Below are 14,057 nucleotides of genomic sequence, written 5' to 3' on the forward strand. Positions count from 1 at the left end.
GACCTGCCTAGAGTGTCGGGAGCAGCGCAGCCCGAGAAAGGTGCGCCCTCTGGCGGCCCAGGTTACCGGTGCCGGGCAAAGCGCACCGTCCTGCGCACAGCCCGGTCGAGGTGCCGGCGGCGGCCCTCAGCTGTAGACGTGCGGCGCGAGCGTCGCGACACCCTTGAGGTTGCGGTAGTGCTGGTCGTAGTCGAGGCCGTAGCCCACGACGAACTCGCTCGGGATGTCGAAGCCCACGTACTTCACCTCGACCGGCATCTTGAGCGCCTCCGGCTTGCGGAAGGCGGTCAGCACCTCCAGGCTCGCGGGGCCGCGCGAGCGCAGGTTGCTGATCAGGTACGACAGCGTCAGGCCGGTGTCGACGATGTCCTCCACGACCAGGACGTCCATGCCGGCGATGTCGGTGCTCAGATCCTTGAGGATCCGCACGACGCCGGAGGACTTGGTCCCCGAGCCGTACGAGGAGATGGCCATCCAGTCCATCCGGCAGTGCACCGAGAGCGCCCGGGACAGGTCCGCCATGATCATGACCGCGCCGTTCAGGACGCCCACCAGGAGCACGTCCTTGCCCTCGTAGTCGCGGTCGACCTGCGCCGCCAGCTCGTCGATCCGGGCCTGCACCTCCTCGGGGGTGAAGAGCACGCGTTCGAGGTCGTTGCCGAGGTCTGGGGCGTCCACGGCGTCAGCCTGCCACAGCCCTGCCCCAGCCCCGACCACTCGTCGGGTGGAACGGTAGACGTCGCCGGTAGAATGGTGGACGTGAGCCTGAACATCAAGAACGAGCACGTGCACGACCTCGTGCGCCAGGCCGCCGAGCGCACGGGGCTGAGCCAGACGAGCGTGGTGGAAGAGGCGATCAGCCAGCTCCTCCGTCGGCTGGACGCCGAGCAGGAGGAGCGGCGCCGCCGGGTGGACGAGATCCTCGACGACATGCGCGATCTCCTCACCGACGAGGACCGCGCCGCGCTCAGCACCGACTTCCTCTACGACGAGAATGGGCTGCCCGCGTGATCGTCGACACCTCGGCGGTCGTCGCCCTGCTCCTCGAGGAGCAAGGCGCCACACGTGTGCGCAGCGCGCTGACTGGGCTCGACGGGGGAGCACGTGCCATGTCGGCCTCGAGCTACGTCGAGCTCGGGGTCGTGATCGACCGCCGTCGCAAGCCCGCTCTGTCGAGGAAGGTCGACGCCCTGGTCAGCGGCTTGGACATCGAGGTCGTGCCCTTCGACGCCGAGCAGGCTCGCGTGGCTCGTCAGGCCTACCGCGACTTCGGCAGGGGCAGCGGTCATCCGGCCCGGCTCAACTTCGGCGACTGCTTCTCCTACGCGCTCGCCTCGGTGCGCCGGGAGCCGCTGCTCTTCGTCGGCGGCGGCTTCGGCCACACCGACGTCAGGTCGGTCCTCTGAGCACGCCGTCGGTGCGTCCGACGCGGACCCCCGGCAGGTCGACCGGGCCCTGACCGTGCCAGTCGAGGACGAGCGCCTCGACGGCGGCGACGTGGCGCGCGATCAGGTCGTGGGCGCCGAGGTCGCGGAGCCAGGCAAGCAGCACACGGGTCCGCAGGGCGGCGGGCAACGCGGCGAGGCCGGTGCAGTCGAGGGCGCCGTCCTCCTCCACGCGCTCGCGCGCCTCGGCCGCCAGCGCGTCCAGCAGGTCCGCGTCCGCCCGCAGCAGATCGGCGGTGCGGGCCAGCGCCTCGGGGACGCCGGGCCCGAGCTCGGCCTCGAGGACGGGCAGCACGCGGGCACGGACCCGGACGCGGGCGTACGCGGGGTCGGCGTTGTGCGGGTCGTCCCAGGGCTCCAGCCCCAGCTCGGCGCAGCAGGCGCGGGTCGTCGCGCGGCTCACCCCCAGCAGCGGGCGCAGCAGTCCCTCGGCCCGTACGGCCATGCCCGACAGCGAGCGCGCCCCCGACCCCCGCGCCAGCCCGAGGAGCACCGACTCGGCCTGGTCGTCGCGGGTGTGGCCCAGCAGCAGGGTGGCCCCGCGGTCCTCGGCCACGGCCCGCAGCGCGGTGTACCGGGCGTCCCGGGCCGCGGCCTCCGGGCCCCCGCCCGCCGCGGCCACGACGACCGCCACGACCGTCGCGTCCAGGCCCAGCCCCTCGAGCGTCCGCGCCGCGCGTCGGGCCACCTCCGCCGAACCGTCCTGCAGCCCGTGGTCCACGACGACGGCGGCGTACGCGCGCCCGGACCGCGGGGCGACGTGCGCGACCCCGGCCGCGAGGGCCAGGGAGTCGGCGCCGCCGGAGCAGGCGACGAGCAGCGCCGTGTCCTGGGGGGTGAGGGCGGCCTCGACGGCCTGCGCGACGGCGAGCGTCGCCCGACCGAGGGCCCGGCGGGCCACCGGGATCAGCCCGCGGGCGCGGCGGGCTCGGGATGGTTGCGGATGACCCAGAGCTGGGGGTTGGCGATCTCCGCCTTGCTCGGCAGGGTGTCGGGCGACGTCCAGACCCGGTTGAGCCCCGTCATGCCGACCTCGTCGAGGACGTGGCGGCAGAAGGCGGCGCCGTCGCGGTACTGGCGCATCTTGGCGTCGAGGCCGAGCAGGCGGCGCACGATCTTGTCGGGCCCCTGCCCCTGGCGGCGGACGTCGAACTTGGCACGGATCTGGGCGACGCTCGGCACCACCTCGGGGCCGACGCTGTCCATGACCACGTCCGCGTGCCCCTCGAGCAGCGACATGACCGCGGTGATCTCGTCGACGATCTCGCGCTGCGCCGGCGTCTGGACCAGGTCGAGGACCGAGAGCTCCTCGCCGTCGCGGATCCCCTCCACGATGCGGCGCACGGCCTCCTTGACGACCTGCGCGAGGACGCCGCCGTCGAGGTCGGCCGTGCCGACCAGGCGCCCGATGAGGCCGAGCAGGTGCTGCCGCAGCCACGGCACCGCCGTGAACTGCACCCGGTGCGTCTCCTCGTGCAGGCAGACCCAGAGGCGGAAGTCGCTCGGCGGCACCCGGAGCAGGCGCTCGACCTCGACGACGTTGGGCGCGACGAGCAGGAGCCGGCCCTCGGCGCCGTCCGGTCCGGCCCAGAAGGGGTCGAACTGGCCGAGCACCTTGGGCGCCAGGTAGCTCAGCAGGACGCCCATCTCGGCGCCGGTGACGCGGGAGCCGACGGCGCTCGCGCGCGGGTTGTCGGCCATCCGGCTCTCGGCGAGGTCGGTGAGCGGGGTGAGCAGCGTGCGGAACGCGTCCAGGTTGGCCTGGATCCAGCCCGGCCGGTCGACGACGAGGACCGGCGCGCTGCCGGAGCTGGCGTCCAGCCCGGTCACCTCGGTGACGTAGCGCTCGGCCCGCGAGGCCGCCTCCCGCAGCTCGGCGACCGCCGCGGCGGCACCGTCGGCCGAGATCGTGGGCCCGGGTCGCACCAGCCGCGTCGCCGTCGTGCGAGCGAGCGTCCAGTCGACCATGCGAGGCGCTGCTGGGGGCATGCGACGAGCGTAGGCCCCGTCTGTTGTCCTCGCTCCGCTCGGACGCGGTCGGTGACGACGAAAAGCGTGTCGTCACCATCCGGTCGTCCAGGCGGAGGCGCAGGATCCGGCGCACCCGGGCTCGACCACCACCGGTCGGTGCGCCGGCGCCTGGACGACCGGAGGAGCACGCCCGCCGGACTCCGGCAGGCGGCGTCCTCCGCGTGCGAGGGAGGGAGGAAGGCGCCGGACCAGAGCACCGACCGCGTCCGAGCGAAGCGAGGACAGAAGATGCGACCGCGGCGCGCGGAGCGAGGACAGAAGATTCAGCAGCCCTCAACAGCCGCACTTGCTGATCGCCGCGGTCACGCGCTGCAGCCAGACCGTGGCGTTGTAGTCGTTCTTCGGGTCGTTCACGAGGAACGCGTAGGTCAGGACCGCGCCGTCTCGGGTGGTGATGGTGCCGGCGAGGCCGTGGACCTTCGTCAGCGTGCCCGTCTTGCCGCGCACCACGCCGCGCCCGGCGAGGCTCTCGTCGTCGCCGAACTTGGTCGCGAGGCTGCCCTCCACGCCCGCGACCGGGAGCCCCGTGATCAGCGCCCGAAGCCTCGGGTGGTCGTCCTCGCCGGCGACCCGCAGCAGCTCGGTGAGGGTGCGCGCGGGGATGCGCGTGCTGCGCGACAGCCCGCTGCCGTCGCGGAGCCGGACGCCGGAGGTCTGCACACCCAGGTCACGCAGCTGGTCGGCCACGACCGCGGTCCCGTCGGTGAAGGTCCCCCTGCGCCCCGCCGCGATCGCCGCCTGCCGCAGCAGCACCTCGGCGCCGTCGTTGTCGCTGGTCATGAGGACGTGCTCGACGATCCGCTCGAGCGTCATCGAGGAGACCGAGGCGACCCGCGGCGCACCCTTCGGCGCCTTGGCCTTCTGCGTCTTGGTGACCGTGATGCCCTGGCGCTCCAGCTGGCGCTCGAAGGCCTTGCCGGCCTCCTTGGCCGGGTCGGACTGGCGGGGTCCGAGCACGCCGCCCCCCGGCGTCGTCCGGCCCTCGCCGACCCACAGCGCCGACACCTTCGAGGCGACGTCGCCGTACGTGCCGGGCCAGGTCGGGTTCCAGGAGGGGCCGGAGAACAGGGAGGCGTCGTAGCCGAGGGACACCTTCGTGACGCCGTCGGCCTTCAGGGTCCGGGCCGTCGAGCGGGCGAGCGTGCTGAGGGAAGCGCGGGTGGGCTCGGCGCGCGAGGCCTTCTCGAGCAGGTACGGGTCTCCCCCGCCCACGAGCACGAGGCGACCCTTGGCCGGAGAGACCACGGTCGTCGCGAAGCGGTGCTCGGCGCCGAGCAGGTTCAGCGCGGCGGCCGCCGTGACCAGCTTGGTGGTCGACGCGGGGATGGCGCCCTTGTCGGCCCGGTGGGCGAAGAGCACGGTACCCGTCCGCAGGTCGCGGACCTCGCCGGAGTAGCCGCCGGAGTCCTTGACCTTCACCCCGCGCACGCGCTCGGCGAGCCGGGCGGCGGAGGTCCGGCCCTCGCCCTCGGTGCCGGCGAGGACGGCGGCGGGCATCGGCGCGCGGCTCGCGCTGGGCGACGGGGACGGGCTGCCGGTGGCGGTCGCGCTCGACGCCGAGGCCGCGACGGCCCCGGACGGCGCGGTGCTGGGCGCGGCCCGCGTCTGGAGCCCCGCGGCCTCGAGGCCCTGGTGGGCGAGGGAGCCGAGCACCCCGCTGACGAGCCCCAGGACCAGCGCCGTCACCACGAGGAGGGCGACGACGGGGACGACCAGACGTCTCAGACCCATGGGCGCGCCCCCTTCCCGACCGCTAGGCTCGCGCCTGGCCCCGTCCGCAAATCCCCGGGCGGCACCCGGGGCGGCACCATCCGCAGCCCGGTCAGTGTATGGAGGTCGGCGTGACTGCACCCAACGCGGAGAACGTGCGCGAGCTCAGCGGACTCGAGTTCGACGTCACGGTCGAGATCCCCAAGGGCAACAAGAACAAGTACGAGGTCGACCACGCGACCGGCCGCATCCGGCTGGACCGCACGCTGTTCACCTCGACGGCGTACCCCGCCGACTACGGCTTCATCGAGGGCACGCTCGGCCAGGACGGCGACCCGCTCGACGCGCTGGTCATGGTCTCCGAGCCCACGTTCCCCGGCTGCCTCATCCGCTGCCGCGCGATCGCGATGTTCCGGATGACCGACGAGGCGGGCGGCGACGACAAGGTGCTGTGCGTGCCGTCCAAGGACGTCCGCCGCGACCACCTGCGCGACATCACCAACGTGCGCGAGTACCTGCTGCTCGAGATCGAGCACTTCTTCACGGTCTACAAGGACCTCGAGCCCGGCAAGTCCGTCGAGGGCGCGACCTGGGTGGGCGTCGAGGAGGCCGAGGCCGAGGTGCGCGCCAGCTTCGATCGCGCCGTCGGCACCGACTACGCGGCCGGGGAGCTCTCGCACCTCTGACGGACCTGCGGGACCGGCGCCGCTGGGCGCGGGCACCCGGGAGCTCCCGCTTTCGCTAGCATCCCGGCATGTCCACTAGGGAATCCCGTCCGGACGCGCTGGTCGTCGGCGCCCCGAAGGCCGGGACCAGCGCGCTGCACGCCGCTCTGGCGCGGCACCCGCAGGTCCACGCCTCGCCGGTCAAGGAACCCAAGTACTACATGTGCACCGACGCGCCGCCGCCGGCGTACGTCGGACCGGGCGACGCGCACAGCCAGCAGGAGTGGGTCTGGCGCGCCGACGACTACGCAGCCCTGTTCGACGCCGCGCCGGAAGGTTCGGTGCGGCTGGAGAGCACGCCCTTCTACCTGTACCTGCGCTCGGCGCGGCGCCGCATCGCCGAGGAGCTCCCGGACGCGAAGCTCGTCGTCGTCGTGCGCGACCCGGTCGACCGCGCGTACTCGAACTGGATGCACCTCTACGTCGACGGGCTCGAGCCCGAGGCCGACGTGGTGGCGGCGTGCCGGGCCGAGGACGAGCGCATCGCGTCCGGGTGGGCGCCGTTCTGGCACTACCGGCGCACGGGGCGCTACGGCGAGCAGCTCGCCGACCTCTTCGACCACGTCGAGCGGGACCGCGTGCTCGTGCTGCGCTACCGCCAGCTCGTCGACGCACCCGTCGAGACCCTCGACACGGTGGCGCGGTTCCTGGGCGTCGAGGAGGGCCGCGTCGGCACGGTTCCGCCGGACAACTCGCGCGGGTTCGTCAGGCCCGGCCTGCGCACCGAGGCGCTGAGCCGCGCGATCCGGCTGGGCGCGGCCGCCGGTGCGTACGCTCCCCCGCAGGTCTGGCGCCGGGCGAGCCGTCCCCTCACCCGCGCGCTGCAGGCCGGCGGCCCCGACCGCCGTCCCCGCCTCACGCCCGACCAGCGCGCCGAGCTCCTCGAGGGCTGCACCGACGACATCGGCCTCCTCGAGGACGTCCTCGGCCAGTCGTTCGACGACTGGCGCTCGGTCGAGGGCCGCGGTTCCTTCACCGAGCGCGCCGCGCGCTGAAGCGCCGGCCTCACCCGCCGCCCACCCTCACCACCTCCCCCTTCCCACTCCCCTCCCGACCCTCCGACAAACTTCTGGCAGCAGAAGTCACGAGTAGCGCCCCGAATCGCGCTTTCTGCTGCCAGAGGTTCACGCAGCCCTGTGGAAAGCGGACCTCGACCCGTGGCGTGCTGCGAGGGTCGAGGCGTGGGCAGCTATCGGGAGGACGTGCGTCACGCCGTACGGCCACGCAGCCGCGCCGAGCTGCTCGGCGGCGGCGTCTCCCCTCGCGCGCTGGCAGGGCCGACCTGGCGCCGGGTCGGCAACGGGCTGCACGTGCCCTCGGCGGCGAGGCCCGTGCCTGCGCAGCGCGTGATCGAGGCGGTCACCAGCGTGCCCGGCGGCTGTCTCAGCGGGTGGGCCGCCGCCTACGTCCTCGGCGCTGACGCCTTCGACGGTCGCGACGCGCTCACCGGACGCCGGCAGGACGTCCGGGTCGTCCTGCCGCTCGCTGCCGGCCGCATCGTCGCGCCTGGTCTCCGGTGCGTACGGACCGAGCGGCTGGGCGAGGACGAGGTCGTCCTGCGCCACGGGGTGCGGGTGACGGCGCCCGTCCGCACCGCCGTCGACCTGGCGCGCGAGGCCGCGGACGTCGTCGAGGCCGTCGTCGCGCTCGACGGCCTCCTCAGGGCCCGGGTTCTCCGACCGCGACAGCTCGTCGAGGTGGCGACGGTGACCGCGCTCCGCGGTGCGGCGCAGGCGCGTCGCGCGGCCGCGTTGGCCCGAACCGGCGTCCGCAGCCCGTGGGAAACGCGCTTGCGCCTCTTCGTCGTGCTCGACCTCGGACTGCCCGAGCCGCTCGTGAACACGCCGGTCTTCGACCTGCACGGCACGTTCCTCGGGGCGCCGGACCTGCTGGACGTCGAGGCGGGCCTCGCCCTGGAGTTCGACGGCGCCGGGCACCGGGAACGCGAGCAGCACCGCGCTGACAACGTCCGCGAGGAGGGCTTCGAGCGCCACGGGCTGGTCATCGTCCGCGCGGACAGCCTCGACCTGGCGCAGCACCGGCCGGAGCTTGGACGACGCGTCGTCTCCGGCCGTCGCGACGGCCTCGCCGACCGCTCCACCCGCCGCTGGACCCTCGATCCGCCGGCGTCGTGGCGAGGTCTCCCGGCATGACTTCTGGCGGCAGAAGTCACCAAGAAGGGCCGTTCGCGTGACTTCTGCTGCCAGAAGTCCGCAAGGGAGGGGGTGAGGGGCTGGGCGGGGTGAGGGGGCTGGGGCGGGGTGAGGGAGCGGCGCTCAGGCGGAGAGGGAGGTCATCAGGTCGTGGGAACCGTCGGCACGGGCGGCCTCGAAGTAGAAGCGGCGGCGGCCGTCGGGCAGGGCGACGACGCTGACGTAGCGCAGGGCGCCGTCGCCGTCGGGCGAGGTGGCGACGGGCTCGGCCGAACCCACGAGGACGCCGTCCACCTCCTCCGCGACGCCGGTCTGCTCGAACCAGTTCGACGCGGCGTCGGGGCGTCCGTCGTAGAGGACGCGCAGCGGGTCGTGCGACAGCACCGCGGTCACCCGGGCGCCCCGCGCGTCCCAGCGGCCGGGCACGCCCTCGAGGACGTCGCCCTGGACGTCCCACTCCAGGCCGTCGGTGCTCGTCGCGTACGCGGTCACCATGCGGTCCTCCGCGCCGGTGGGTTCGAGCGGGTGGCAGCAGACCCACATCTCCCAGCGGCCGTCGGTCAGGGTGACGACCGGGTCCTTGACCCCCCACCGGCGGTCGCCGGGCAGGACGACCGTCCGCCGACCGCCGCGCAGGTCCTCGGGCCGCGCGGCGTCGACGGCCTCGATCCACCAGTGCTTGGAGTCGAGCGTGGCGCAGCTGAGGTACAGCCGCCACCCGACGCCGGGGACGGGGAGGATCACGGGGCGCTCGAACGACGCCGCCGCGAAGGTGTCGCGCTCGAGGCTCGTGACGGGGACGAAGTGCACGCCGTCGCCCGAGCGCGAGACCACGACGCTGACCCCGCGACCGGCGTCGAGCGGGCGTCGGACCCGGTGGGCCATCCAGTACTCGCCGTCGGCGAGGACCACGCTCGCCGCGCCCGCCCAGTTGCCGGCCCCGGTCGCCGGGGCGGGCACCACGACCTCGGCACCCTCGTAGGAGGGCAGCTCCACGTCGACCAGGGTGCTCACCGGGCCACCCTAGATCAGCAGGGTCGACTTCTGCCGAGGTTCCCAGTCGGTGCGCTAGGGAACAGTCGCCATGCGCTCGAGCGCGAGCGCGGCGAGCTCCTCCGGGCGCTCGTCGGGGATCCAGTGGGAGACGCCCTCGAGGACGACGAACCGGTAGTCGGCCTCCACCCAGCGGGCCGTGCGCTCGGCGGCCCACCGGCCCAGCGCGGGGTCGCCGTCGCTCCAGACGTACGTCGTGGGCACGCGTACGACGCCCGGCCCCCCGCCGCCGGCGACGCTGCGTGCGGCGGCGCGGTACCAGCCCACGGTCGCGCGCGCCGCGTCGCGGTCGGCCAGGAGCGCGCGGACCGACGCCTCGTCGGGGGTGTCCATCGCGGCGAGCAGTCGGTGCGCGACGCGGGGCCGCCCGAGCAGCGTCTCGGGCAGCCAGGGCAGCTGGAAGGCGGCCATGTACCAGGAGCGCAGCGCCTGGCCGTGCGGCATGGCGGCGACGAGCGCCCGCGGGTGCGGTGTCGAGGCGACGGTCAGCGAACGGACGCGGTCCGGGTGCCAGGCCGCCAGCGCCCACCCGACGCCGCCGCCCCAGTCGTGGCCCAGCACGTCGAACCGCTCCGCGCCGGCCGCGTCGACCAGCGCGAGGACGTCGTCCACGAGGTGCGCCAGCGCGTACGGCTCGACGCCGGGTGGCCGGGCGCCGGGCGAGTAGCCGCGCTGGTCGGGCGCGAGCACCCGGCGGCCGGCCGCCGTCAGGTGCGGCGTGACCGCGTGCCAGGCGCGCGAGGTCTGCGGGAAGCCGTGCAGGGCGACGACCAGCGGCCCGTCGAGCGGGCCCTCGTCGCGCACGTCGAACGTCAGCCCCTCGTGCCCGTACACCGTCAGCCGCTCGCCCACCGCCTCAGCGTGGCACGGGGCGACGCGGGCCTCCGGCCGGTCACCTGCGACGCTGCGGGACGAACCGGCACCGGTCCGGGCCGGAGCGAGGAGAGGAAGAGCCGTGCTGCCCACCACCTCACCGGGGGTCGTCGTGCACGCCGCCGGGGACCTCCGGGTCGAGCCGGTGCCGCTGCGGGACCCGGCACCGGACGAGGCGGTCGTCGAGGTCGCGTACGGCGGGATCTGCGGCTCGGACCTGCACTACTGGTCGCACGGGTCGGCCGGCGAGTCGGTCCTGCGCGCCCCGATGGTCCTCGGCCACGAGGTGGTGGGCACGGTGCGCCGGCCCGCGGCCGACGGCAGCGGGCCGCCCGAGCGCACCCCCGTCGCCGTGCACCCGGCGACCCCCGCCGGCGACGGGCGCACCCGCTACCCCGCCGACCGCCCGAACCTCTCGCCGGCCGGCACCTACCTCGGCAGCGCCGCCCGCTTCCCGCACCGGGACGGCGCGTTCGTGCGGTTCGCGACGCTGCCGTCGCGGATGCTGCGCCCGCTGCCCGCCGGCCTCGCCCTGCGCGACGCGGCGCTGGCCGAGCCGGCGGCGGTGGCCTGGCACGCGGTGGGCCGCGTGGGCGAGGTCGCCGGCCGCAGGGCCCTCGTGGTGGGGGCCGGACCGATCGGCGCGCTGGCCGTCGCCGTCCTCGCACGGGCCGGCGCGGCCGAGATCACCGCCGTGGACGTGCACGACCTCCCCCTGCGGGTCGCGCGCGACGTCGGCGCGACCCGGACCCTAGACGCGCGCCGCCCCGAAGACGCCGCCGCGGTCGAGGAGGTGCAGGCCGACGTCGTGGTCGAGGCGAGCGGGACGGCCCGCGGGCTGGCCAGCGCCGTCCGGGGTGCCCGGCGCGGCGGCCGGGTCGTCATGGTCGGCCTGCTGCCGGCGGGCGACCAGCCCGTGCCGGTGTCGCTGGCGATCAGCCGCGAGCTCGAGCTCGTCGGCTCCTTCCGCTTCAACGACGAGATCGGCCCCGTCCTGGACGCGCTGGCGGACGGCAGCCTGCGCGTCGGCCCGGTCGTGACGCACGAGGTCGACGTCGCCGACGCGCTCGCCGGCTTCGCCCTGGCCCGCGACGCGGCGACGTCCTCGAAGGTGCTGCTCCGGTTCTGAACGGGCGGTCCGCGGCTCCGCCCCGACCCGCGGTCTAGACGGTGGAAGCGGCCAGGAAGCCCAGCGCGGCGAGCCCCGTGGCGACCACGACCTGGCCGAGCCCGTGCACGAGCGCGGCGGCCCAGCGTCGCTGCTCGGCGAGGCGCACGGTCTCGAACGCCGCGGTGCTGAAGGTCGTGTACCCGCCGAGGAAGCCGGTCCCCAGGACGAGCAGCCCGTCCTGCGGCAGCAGCCGTCCGGCGGCGAGGCCCGTCAGCAGGCCGAGCAGGAACGAGCCGGTGAGGTTGATCAGCGTGGTGCCGACCGGGTAGCGCCACGCCCGCGCTCCCGTGAGCACGCCGTCGAGGACGAAGCGGGCCACGGCGCCGAGGCCGCCGGCGAGGGCCAGCAGCAGGACGGTCACGCGGTCGCCCGCGTCCGGCCGGTCCGGCGGGCGGCGGCGACGCCGAGGACCGACGCGGCGTACCCGAGCACGAGCGTCGCACCGACGTAGGCCAGCGCGTGGCCGGCCAGGCCCTGCCGCAGCAGGCCCGCGGTGTCGTTGGCGAGGGCGCTGTAGGTGGTGAACCCGCCGCAGAAGCCCGTGCCGAGCGTCACCCGCAGCGCTCTCCTCCGGCCCTCGTCGGGTCCGCGCCCGGCCAGGTGCGCGAGGAGGGCGCCGAGGACGAAGGCCCCGATGACGTTGACCGCGAGGGTGCCGAGAGGGACGCGGCCGAGGTGCGGGACGGCCAGCCCGGTCGCCCACCGAGCCAGCGTCCCCGTCGCCCCACCGAGGAGGACGAGCAGGAGCAGCAGCGGCTGCCGGTACGCCGGGCGGGCGGCGTCACGACGGTCGGGCACGACCCGCAGGCTACGGCCCGACCGCCGCCACCGGCGTCACCCCGACGTCGCCGTCAGCGCTGCAGCTCGTGGCTCAGCTCGGCGAGCTCGTCCCCGCCGGCCATCTGGCGGGTCAGCTCGTCGAGGCCGACGTCGGAGCGGTGCTTGTCGAGCACCGCCTGGCCCAGCTTGAGGATGATGAAGTGGTTGCCCACCAGGTAGGCGTGGTGGGGGTTGTGGGTGATGAACACGACGCCGAGGCCGGCGTCGCGGGCGGCCGCGGTGTACTTCAGCACCACGCCCGACTGCTTCACGCCAAGGGCGGCGGTCGGCTCGTCGAGGATCAGCACGCGGGCGCCGAAGTAGACCGCGCGGGCGATCGCGACGCACTGGCGCTGCCCGCCGGACAGCTCGCCGATGGGCTGGTCGATGTCCTTGACGACGATGCCCATCTTGCGCAGCTCCTCGTCGGCGATGCGCTTCATGTCCTTCGTCTTGAGCCCCGACAGCGGGAACTTGCTGCCCGTCATCTCCGAGCCCAGGAAGAAGTTGCGCCACACCTCCATGAGCGGCACGACGGCGAGGTCCTGGTAGACGGTCGCGATCCCCGCGGCCAACGACTCGCGCGGCGAGGCGAAGCTGCGGGGCTCCCCGTCGACGAGCAGCTGGCCCTCGTTGTGCGGGTGCAGGCCGGCGATGATCTTGATCAGCGTCGACTTGCCCGCGCCGTTGTCGCCGAGGACGCAGGTCACCTCGCCCGCGTTGACCGTCAGGTTGATGCCCTTGAGCGCCCGGATCGCGCCGTACGTCTTGCCGACGTCGATCATCTGCACCAGGGACTCCCCCTTGGCCAGGGTGGGGTCGGCGTGCTCCTGCAGGGTGTCGGTCATCGGCGGGCCGTGCCTCTCGGTTCCTGGCCGGCGCGGGCGTGGCATCCGCGCCCGGTCCGGCTAGACGGTGGAGTGAAAGCGCAGCGGGCTGCGCTGAGCGACGCCGGCGACGCCGGCCGGGATGCGGGGCCGAGCCGGCGCCCGTCAGGGACGAGAGGCACGGCCTAACCCACCTTCCTGATGGTCGAGAGCTTCTTGATGTAGAGGTTGACCAGCACGGCGAGGAGCAGCATCACGCCGAGGAAGGCGCGGAACCAGTTCGGGTCCCAGCCGGCGTAGACGATGCAGAGGCTGGTCATGCCGAAGATGAAGGCCCCGATGGCGACGCCGAGCGAGTTGCCGTAGCCGCCGGTCATCAGGGTGCCGCCGACGACCGCGGCGATGATGTAGAGGAACTCGTTGCCGACGCCGTTGCCGGCCTGCAGCACGTTGAAGTTGTAGAGGTAGTGCATGCCGGTGAACCAGCCGAGGAACGCCACCGTCATGAACAGCCCGATCTTGACCCGCTTGACCGGCACGCCGACCGCGCGGGCGCTGGGCGCGCTGCCGCCGACGGCGTAGATCCAGTTGCCGATCCGCGTGCGCTGCAGCACGTACGCGGACAGCACGGCGAAGGCGAGCCACCAGATCACGGTGATGCTGAGCTGCACCGGGCCGATCTGGAAGACGTGGGCGAAGATCCAGTTGAGGGAGGCGTAGCCGTCCATCTGGTTGATGTTCTGGCTCGACACCGAGCCGGTGACGATCTTGGTGACGCCGAGGTTGGCCCCCTGCAGCACGAAGAACGTGCCCAACGTGATCAAGAAGCTCGGGATGCCCGTCCTCATGACCAGGTAGCCGTTCAGGAACCCGACGGCCAGGCAGAAGACGAGGCTGAGGATCGCGCCGACCCACAGGTTGATCCCGAGGTTGTAGCAGAACAGCGCGTTGAAGAGCCCGCCCGCGGTCACCAGCACACCGGCCGACAGGTCGAACTCGCCGCCGATCATCAGCATGCCGACGCCCACGGCGACGATGCCGATCGTCGAGGACTGGTAGAGCACGGTGAAGAAGGAGGGCGCCGAGCGGAAGGCCGGCGCGACGATCAGGAAGAAGATGAAGATCACGACCGCCGCGACCAGCGCACCGATCTCCGGGCGGGCGAGCAGGCGGTTCGACAGGCCGAGCGAGACCCGGTTCGACGCCTCCGCCGGCGCACCGGCCGGCGCGGGCTTGAGGGCTTGACTCAT

At 74.0% G+C, this 14,057-nt stretch carries 16 protein-coding genes; 6 read left to right on the plus strand and 10 right to left on the minus strand.

Translation table 11 applies throughout. The annotated features are described in order from the left end of the window. Window positions 1-126: 126 nt before the first annotated feature. Window positions 127-678, minus strand: coding sequence for a hypoxanthine phosphoribosyltransferase (hpt, locus tag BMY04_RS00755; RefSeq protein ID WP_091177231.1), 552 nt, complete (start codon window positions 676-678; stop codon window positions 127-129). A gap of 81 nt (window positions 679-759) precedes the next feature. Between hpt and BMY04_RS00760 the strand changes: the two genes are divergently transcribed. Together BMY04_RS00760 and BMY04_RS00765 are read left to right on the plus strand one after the other, a co-directional pair. Then, window positions 760-1,011 carry a type II toxin-antitoxin system VapB family antitoxin gene (locus BMY04_RS00760; RefSeq protein WP_170853929.1) on the plus strand — a complete coding sequence of 84 codons (252 nt, stop codon included), beginning with the start codon at window positions 760-762 and terminating at the stop codon, window positions 1,009-1,011. Continuing rightward, the gene (locus BMY04_RS00765) at window positions 1,008-1,406 is read left to right on the plus strand and encodes a type II toxin-antitoxin system VapC family toxin (protein ID WP_091177233.1); all 399 of its coding nucleotides are present in this window, start codon (window positions 1,008-1,010) and stop codon (window positions 1,404-1,406) included. The genes BMY04_RS00760 and BMY04_RS00765 overlap by 4 nt, the downstream gene beginning before the upstream one ends. Here the strand turns inward: BMY04_RS00765 and tilS are convergent. The 3 genes from tilS to dacB all read right to left on the minus strand — a co-directional run bounded on the left by tilS (window position 1,390) and on the right by dacB (window position 5,207). Beyond that, window positions 1,390-2,346, minus strand: a complete 957-nt coding sequence (gene tilS, locus BMY04_RS00770; RefSeq protein WP_091177234.1) for a tRNA lysidine(34) synthetase TilS — start codon at window positions 2,344-2,346, stop codon at window positions 1,390-1,392. The genes BMY04_RS00765 and tilS overlap by 17 nt on opposite strands. 5 nt (window positions 2,347-2,351) lie before the next feature. Continuing rightward, window positions 2,352-3,434, minus strand: a complete 1,083-nt coding sequence (locus BMY04_RS00775; protein ID WP_232506014.1) for a zinc-dependent metalloprotease — start codon at window positions 3,432-3,434, stop codon at window positions 2,352-2,354. A gap of 315 nt (window positions 3,435-3,749) precedes the next feature. Next, on the minus strand, window positions 3,750-5,207 hold the full coding sequence (gene dacB, locus BMY04_RS00780) for a D-alanyl-D-alanine carboxypeptidase/D-alanyl-D-alanine endopeptidase (protein ID WP_091177236.1): 1,458 nt from the start codon (window positions 5,205-5,207) through the stop codon (window positions 3,750-3,752). A gap of 110 nt (window positions 5,208-5,317) precedes the next feature. Here dacB and BMY04_RS00785 point away from each other — a divergent pair, with 110 nt between their 5' ends. The 3 genes from BMY04_RS00785 (at window position 5,318) to BMY04_RS00795 (ending at window position 8,064) form a co-directional block, all read left to right on the plus strand. Further along, the gene (locus BMY04_RS00785; RefSeq protein WP_232506015.1) at window positions 5,318-5,872 is read left to right on the plus strand and encodes an inorganic diphosphatase; all 555 of its coding nucleotides are present in this window, start codon (window positions 5,318-5,320) and stop codon (window positions 5,870-5,872) included. A 68-nt stretch (window positions 5,873-5,940) separates the two neighbouring features. Beyond that, window positions 5,941-6,906 (plus strand): sulfotransferase family protein, encoded by a 966-nt coding sequence (locus BMY04_RS00790; RefSeq protein WP_091177238.1) that lies wholly within the window; start codon window positions 5,941-5,943, stop codon window positions 6,904-6,906. 186 nt (window positions 6,907-7,092) lie between these two features. Next, a complete protein-coding gene (locus tag BMY04_RS00795) occupies window positions 7,093-8,064 on the plus strand; it encodes a hypothetical protein (RefSeq protein ID WP_091177239.1) in 972 nt (323 codons plus the stop codon). Between the two features lie 123 nt (window positions 8,065-8,187). Here the strand turns inward: BMY04_RS00795 and BMY04_RS00800 are convergent, their stop codons facing one another. Then, entirely contained in the window at window positions 8,188-9,078 is an 891-nt protein-coding gene (locus BMY04_RS00800; RefSeq protein WP_091177240.1) for a glycoside hydrolase family protein, read from the minus strand. Window positions 9,079-9,132: 54 nt separating this feature from the next. Continuing rightward, window positions 9,133-9,969, minus strand: a complete 837-nt coding sequence (locus BMY04_RS00805; RefSeq protein WP_091177241.1) for an alpha/beta fold hydrolase — start codon at window positions 9,967-9,969, stop codon at window positions 9,133-9,135. Between the two features lie 103 nt (window positions 9,970-10,072). On the opposite strand from BMY04_RS00805, the gene BMY04_RS00810 reads away from it, so the two are divergent. Further along, on the plus strand, window positions 10,073-11,119 hold the full coding sequence (locus BMY04_RS00810) for a zinc-binding dehydrogenase (RefSeq protein WP_091177242.1): 1,047 nt from the start codon (window positions 10,073-10,075) through the stop codon (window positions 11,117-11,119). Window positions 11,120-11,153: 34 nt separating this feature from the next. Here the strand turns inward: BMY04_RS00810 and BMY04_RS00815 are convergent, their stop codons facing one another. The 4 genes from BMY04_RS00815 to BMY04_RS00830 form a co-directional block, all read right to left on the minus strand. Then, the gene (locus BMY04_RS00815) at window positions 11,154-11,522 is read right to left on the minus strand and encodes a fluoride efflux transporter FluC (protein ID WP_091177243.1); all 369 of its coding nucleotides are present in this window, start codon (window positions 11,520-11,522) and stop codon (window positions 11,154-11,156) included. Further along, entirely contained in the window at window positions 11,519-11,959 is a 441-nt protein-coding gene (locus BMY04_RS00820; RefSeq protein ID WP_091177244.1) for a fluoride efflux transporter FluC, read from the minus strand. Before BMY04_RS00820 ends, BMY04_RS00815 begins: the two co-directional genes overlap by 4 nt. A gap of 53 nt (window positions 11,960-12,012) precedes the next feature. Further along, window positions 12,013-12,828: an ATP-binding cassette domain-containing protein gene (locus BMY04_RS00825; protein ID WP_091177245.1), complete on the minus strand. Its 816-nt coding sequence runs from the start codon at window positions 12,826-12,828 to the stop codon at window positions 12,013-12,015. Window positions 12,829-12,992: 164 nt separating this feature from the next. Beyond that, window positions 12,993-14,057, minus strand: a complete 1,065-nt coding sequence (locus BMY04_RS00830) for an ABC transporter permease (protein WP_091177246.1) — start codon at window positions 14,055-14,057, stop codon at window positions 12,993-12,995.

The organism is Microlunatus flavus (assembly GCF_900110855.1).
GTDB classification, from domain to species: Bacteria; Actinomycetota; Actinomycetes; order Propionibacteriales; family Propionibacteriaceae; genus Microlunatus; species Microlunatus flavus.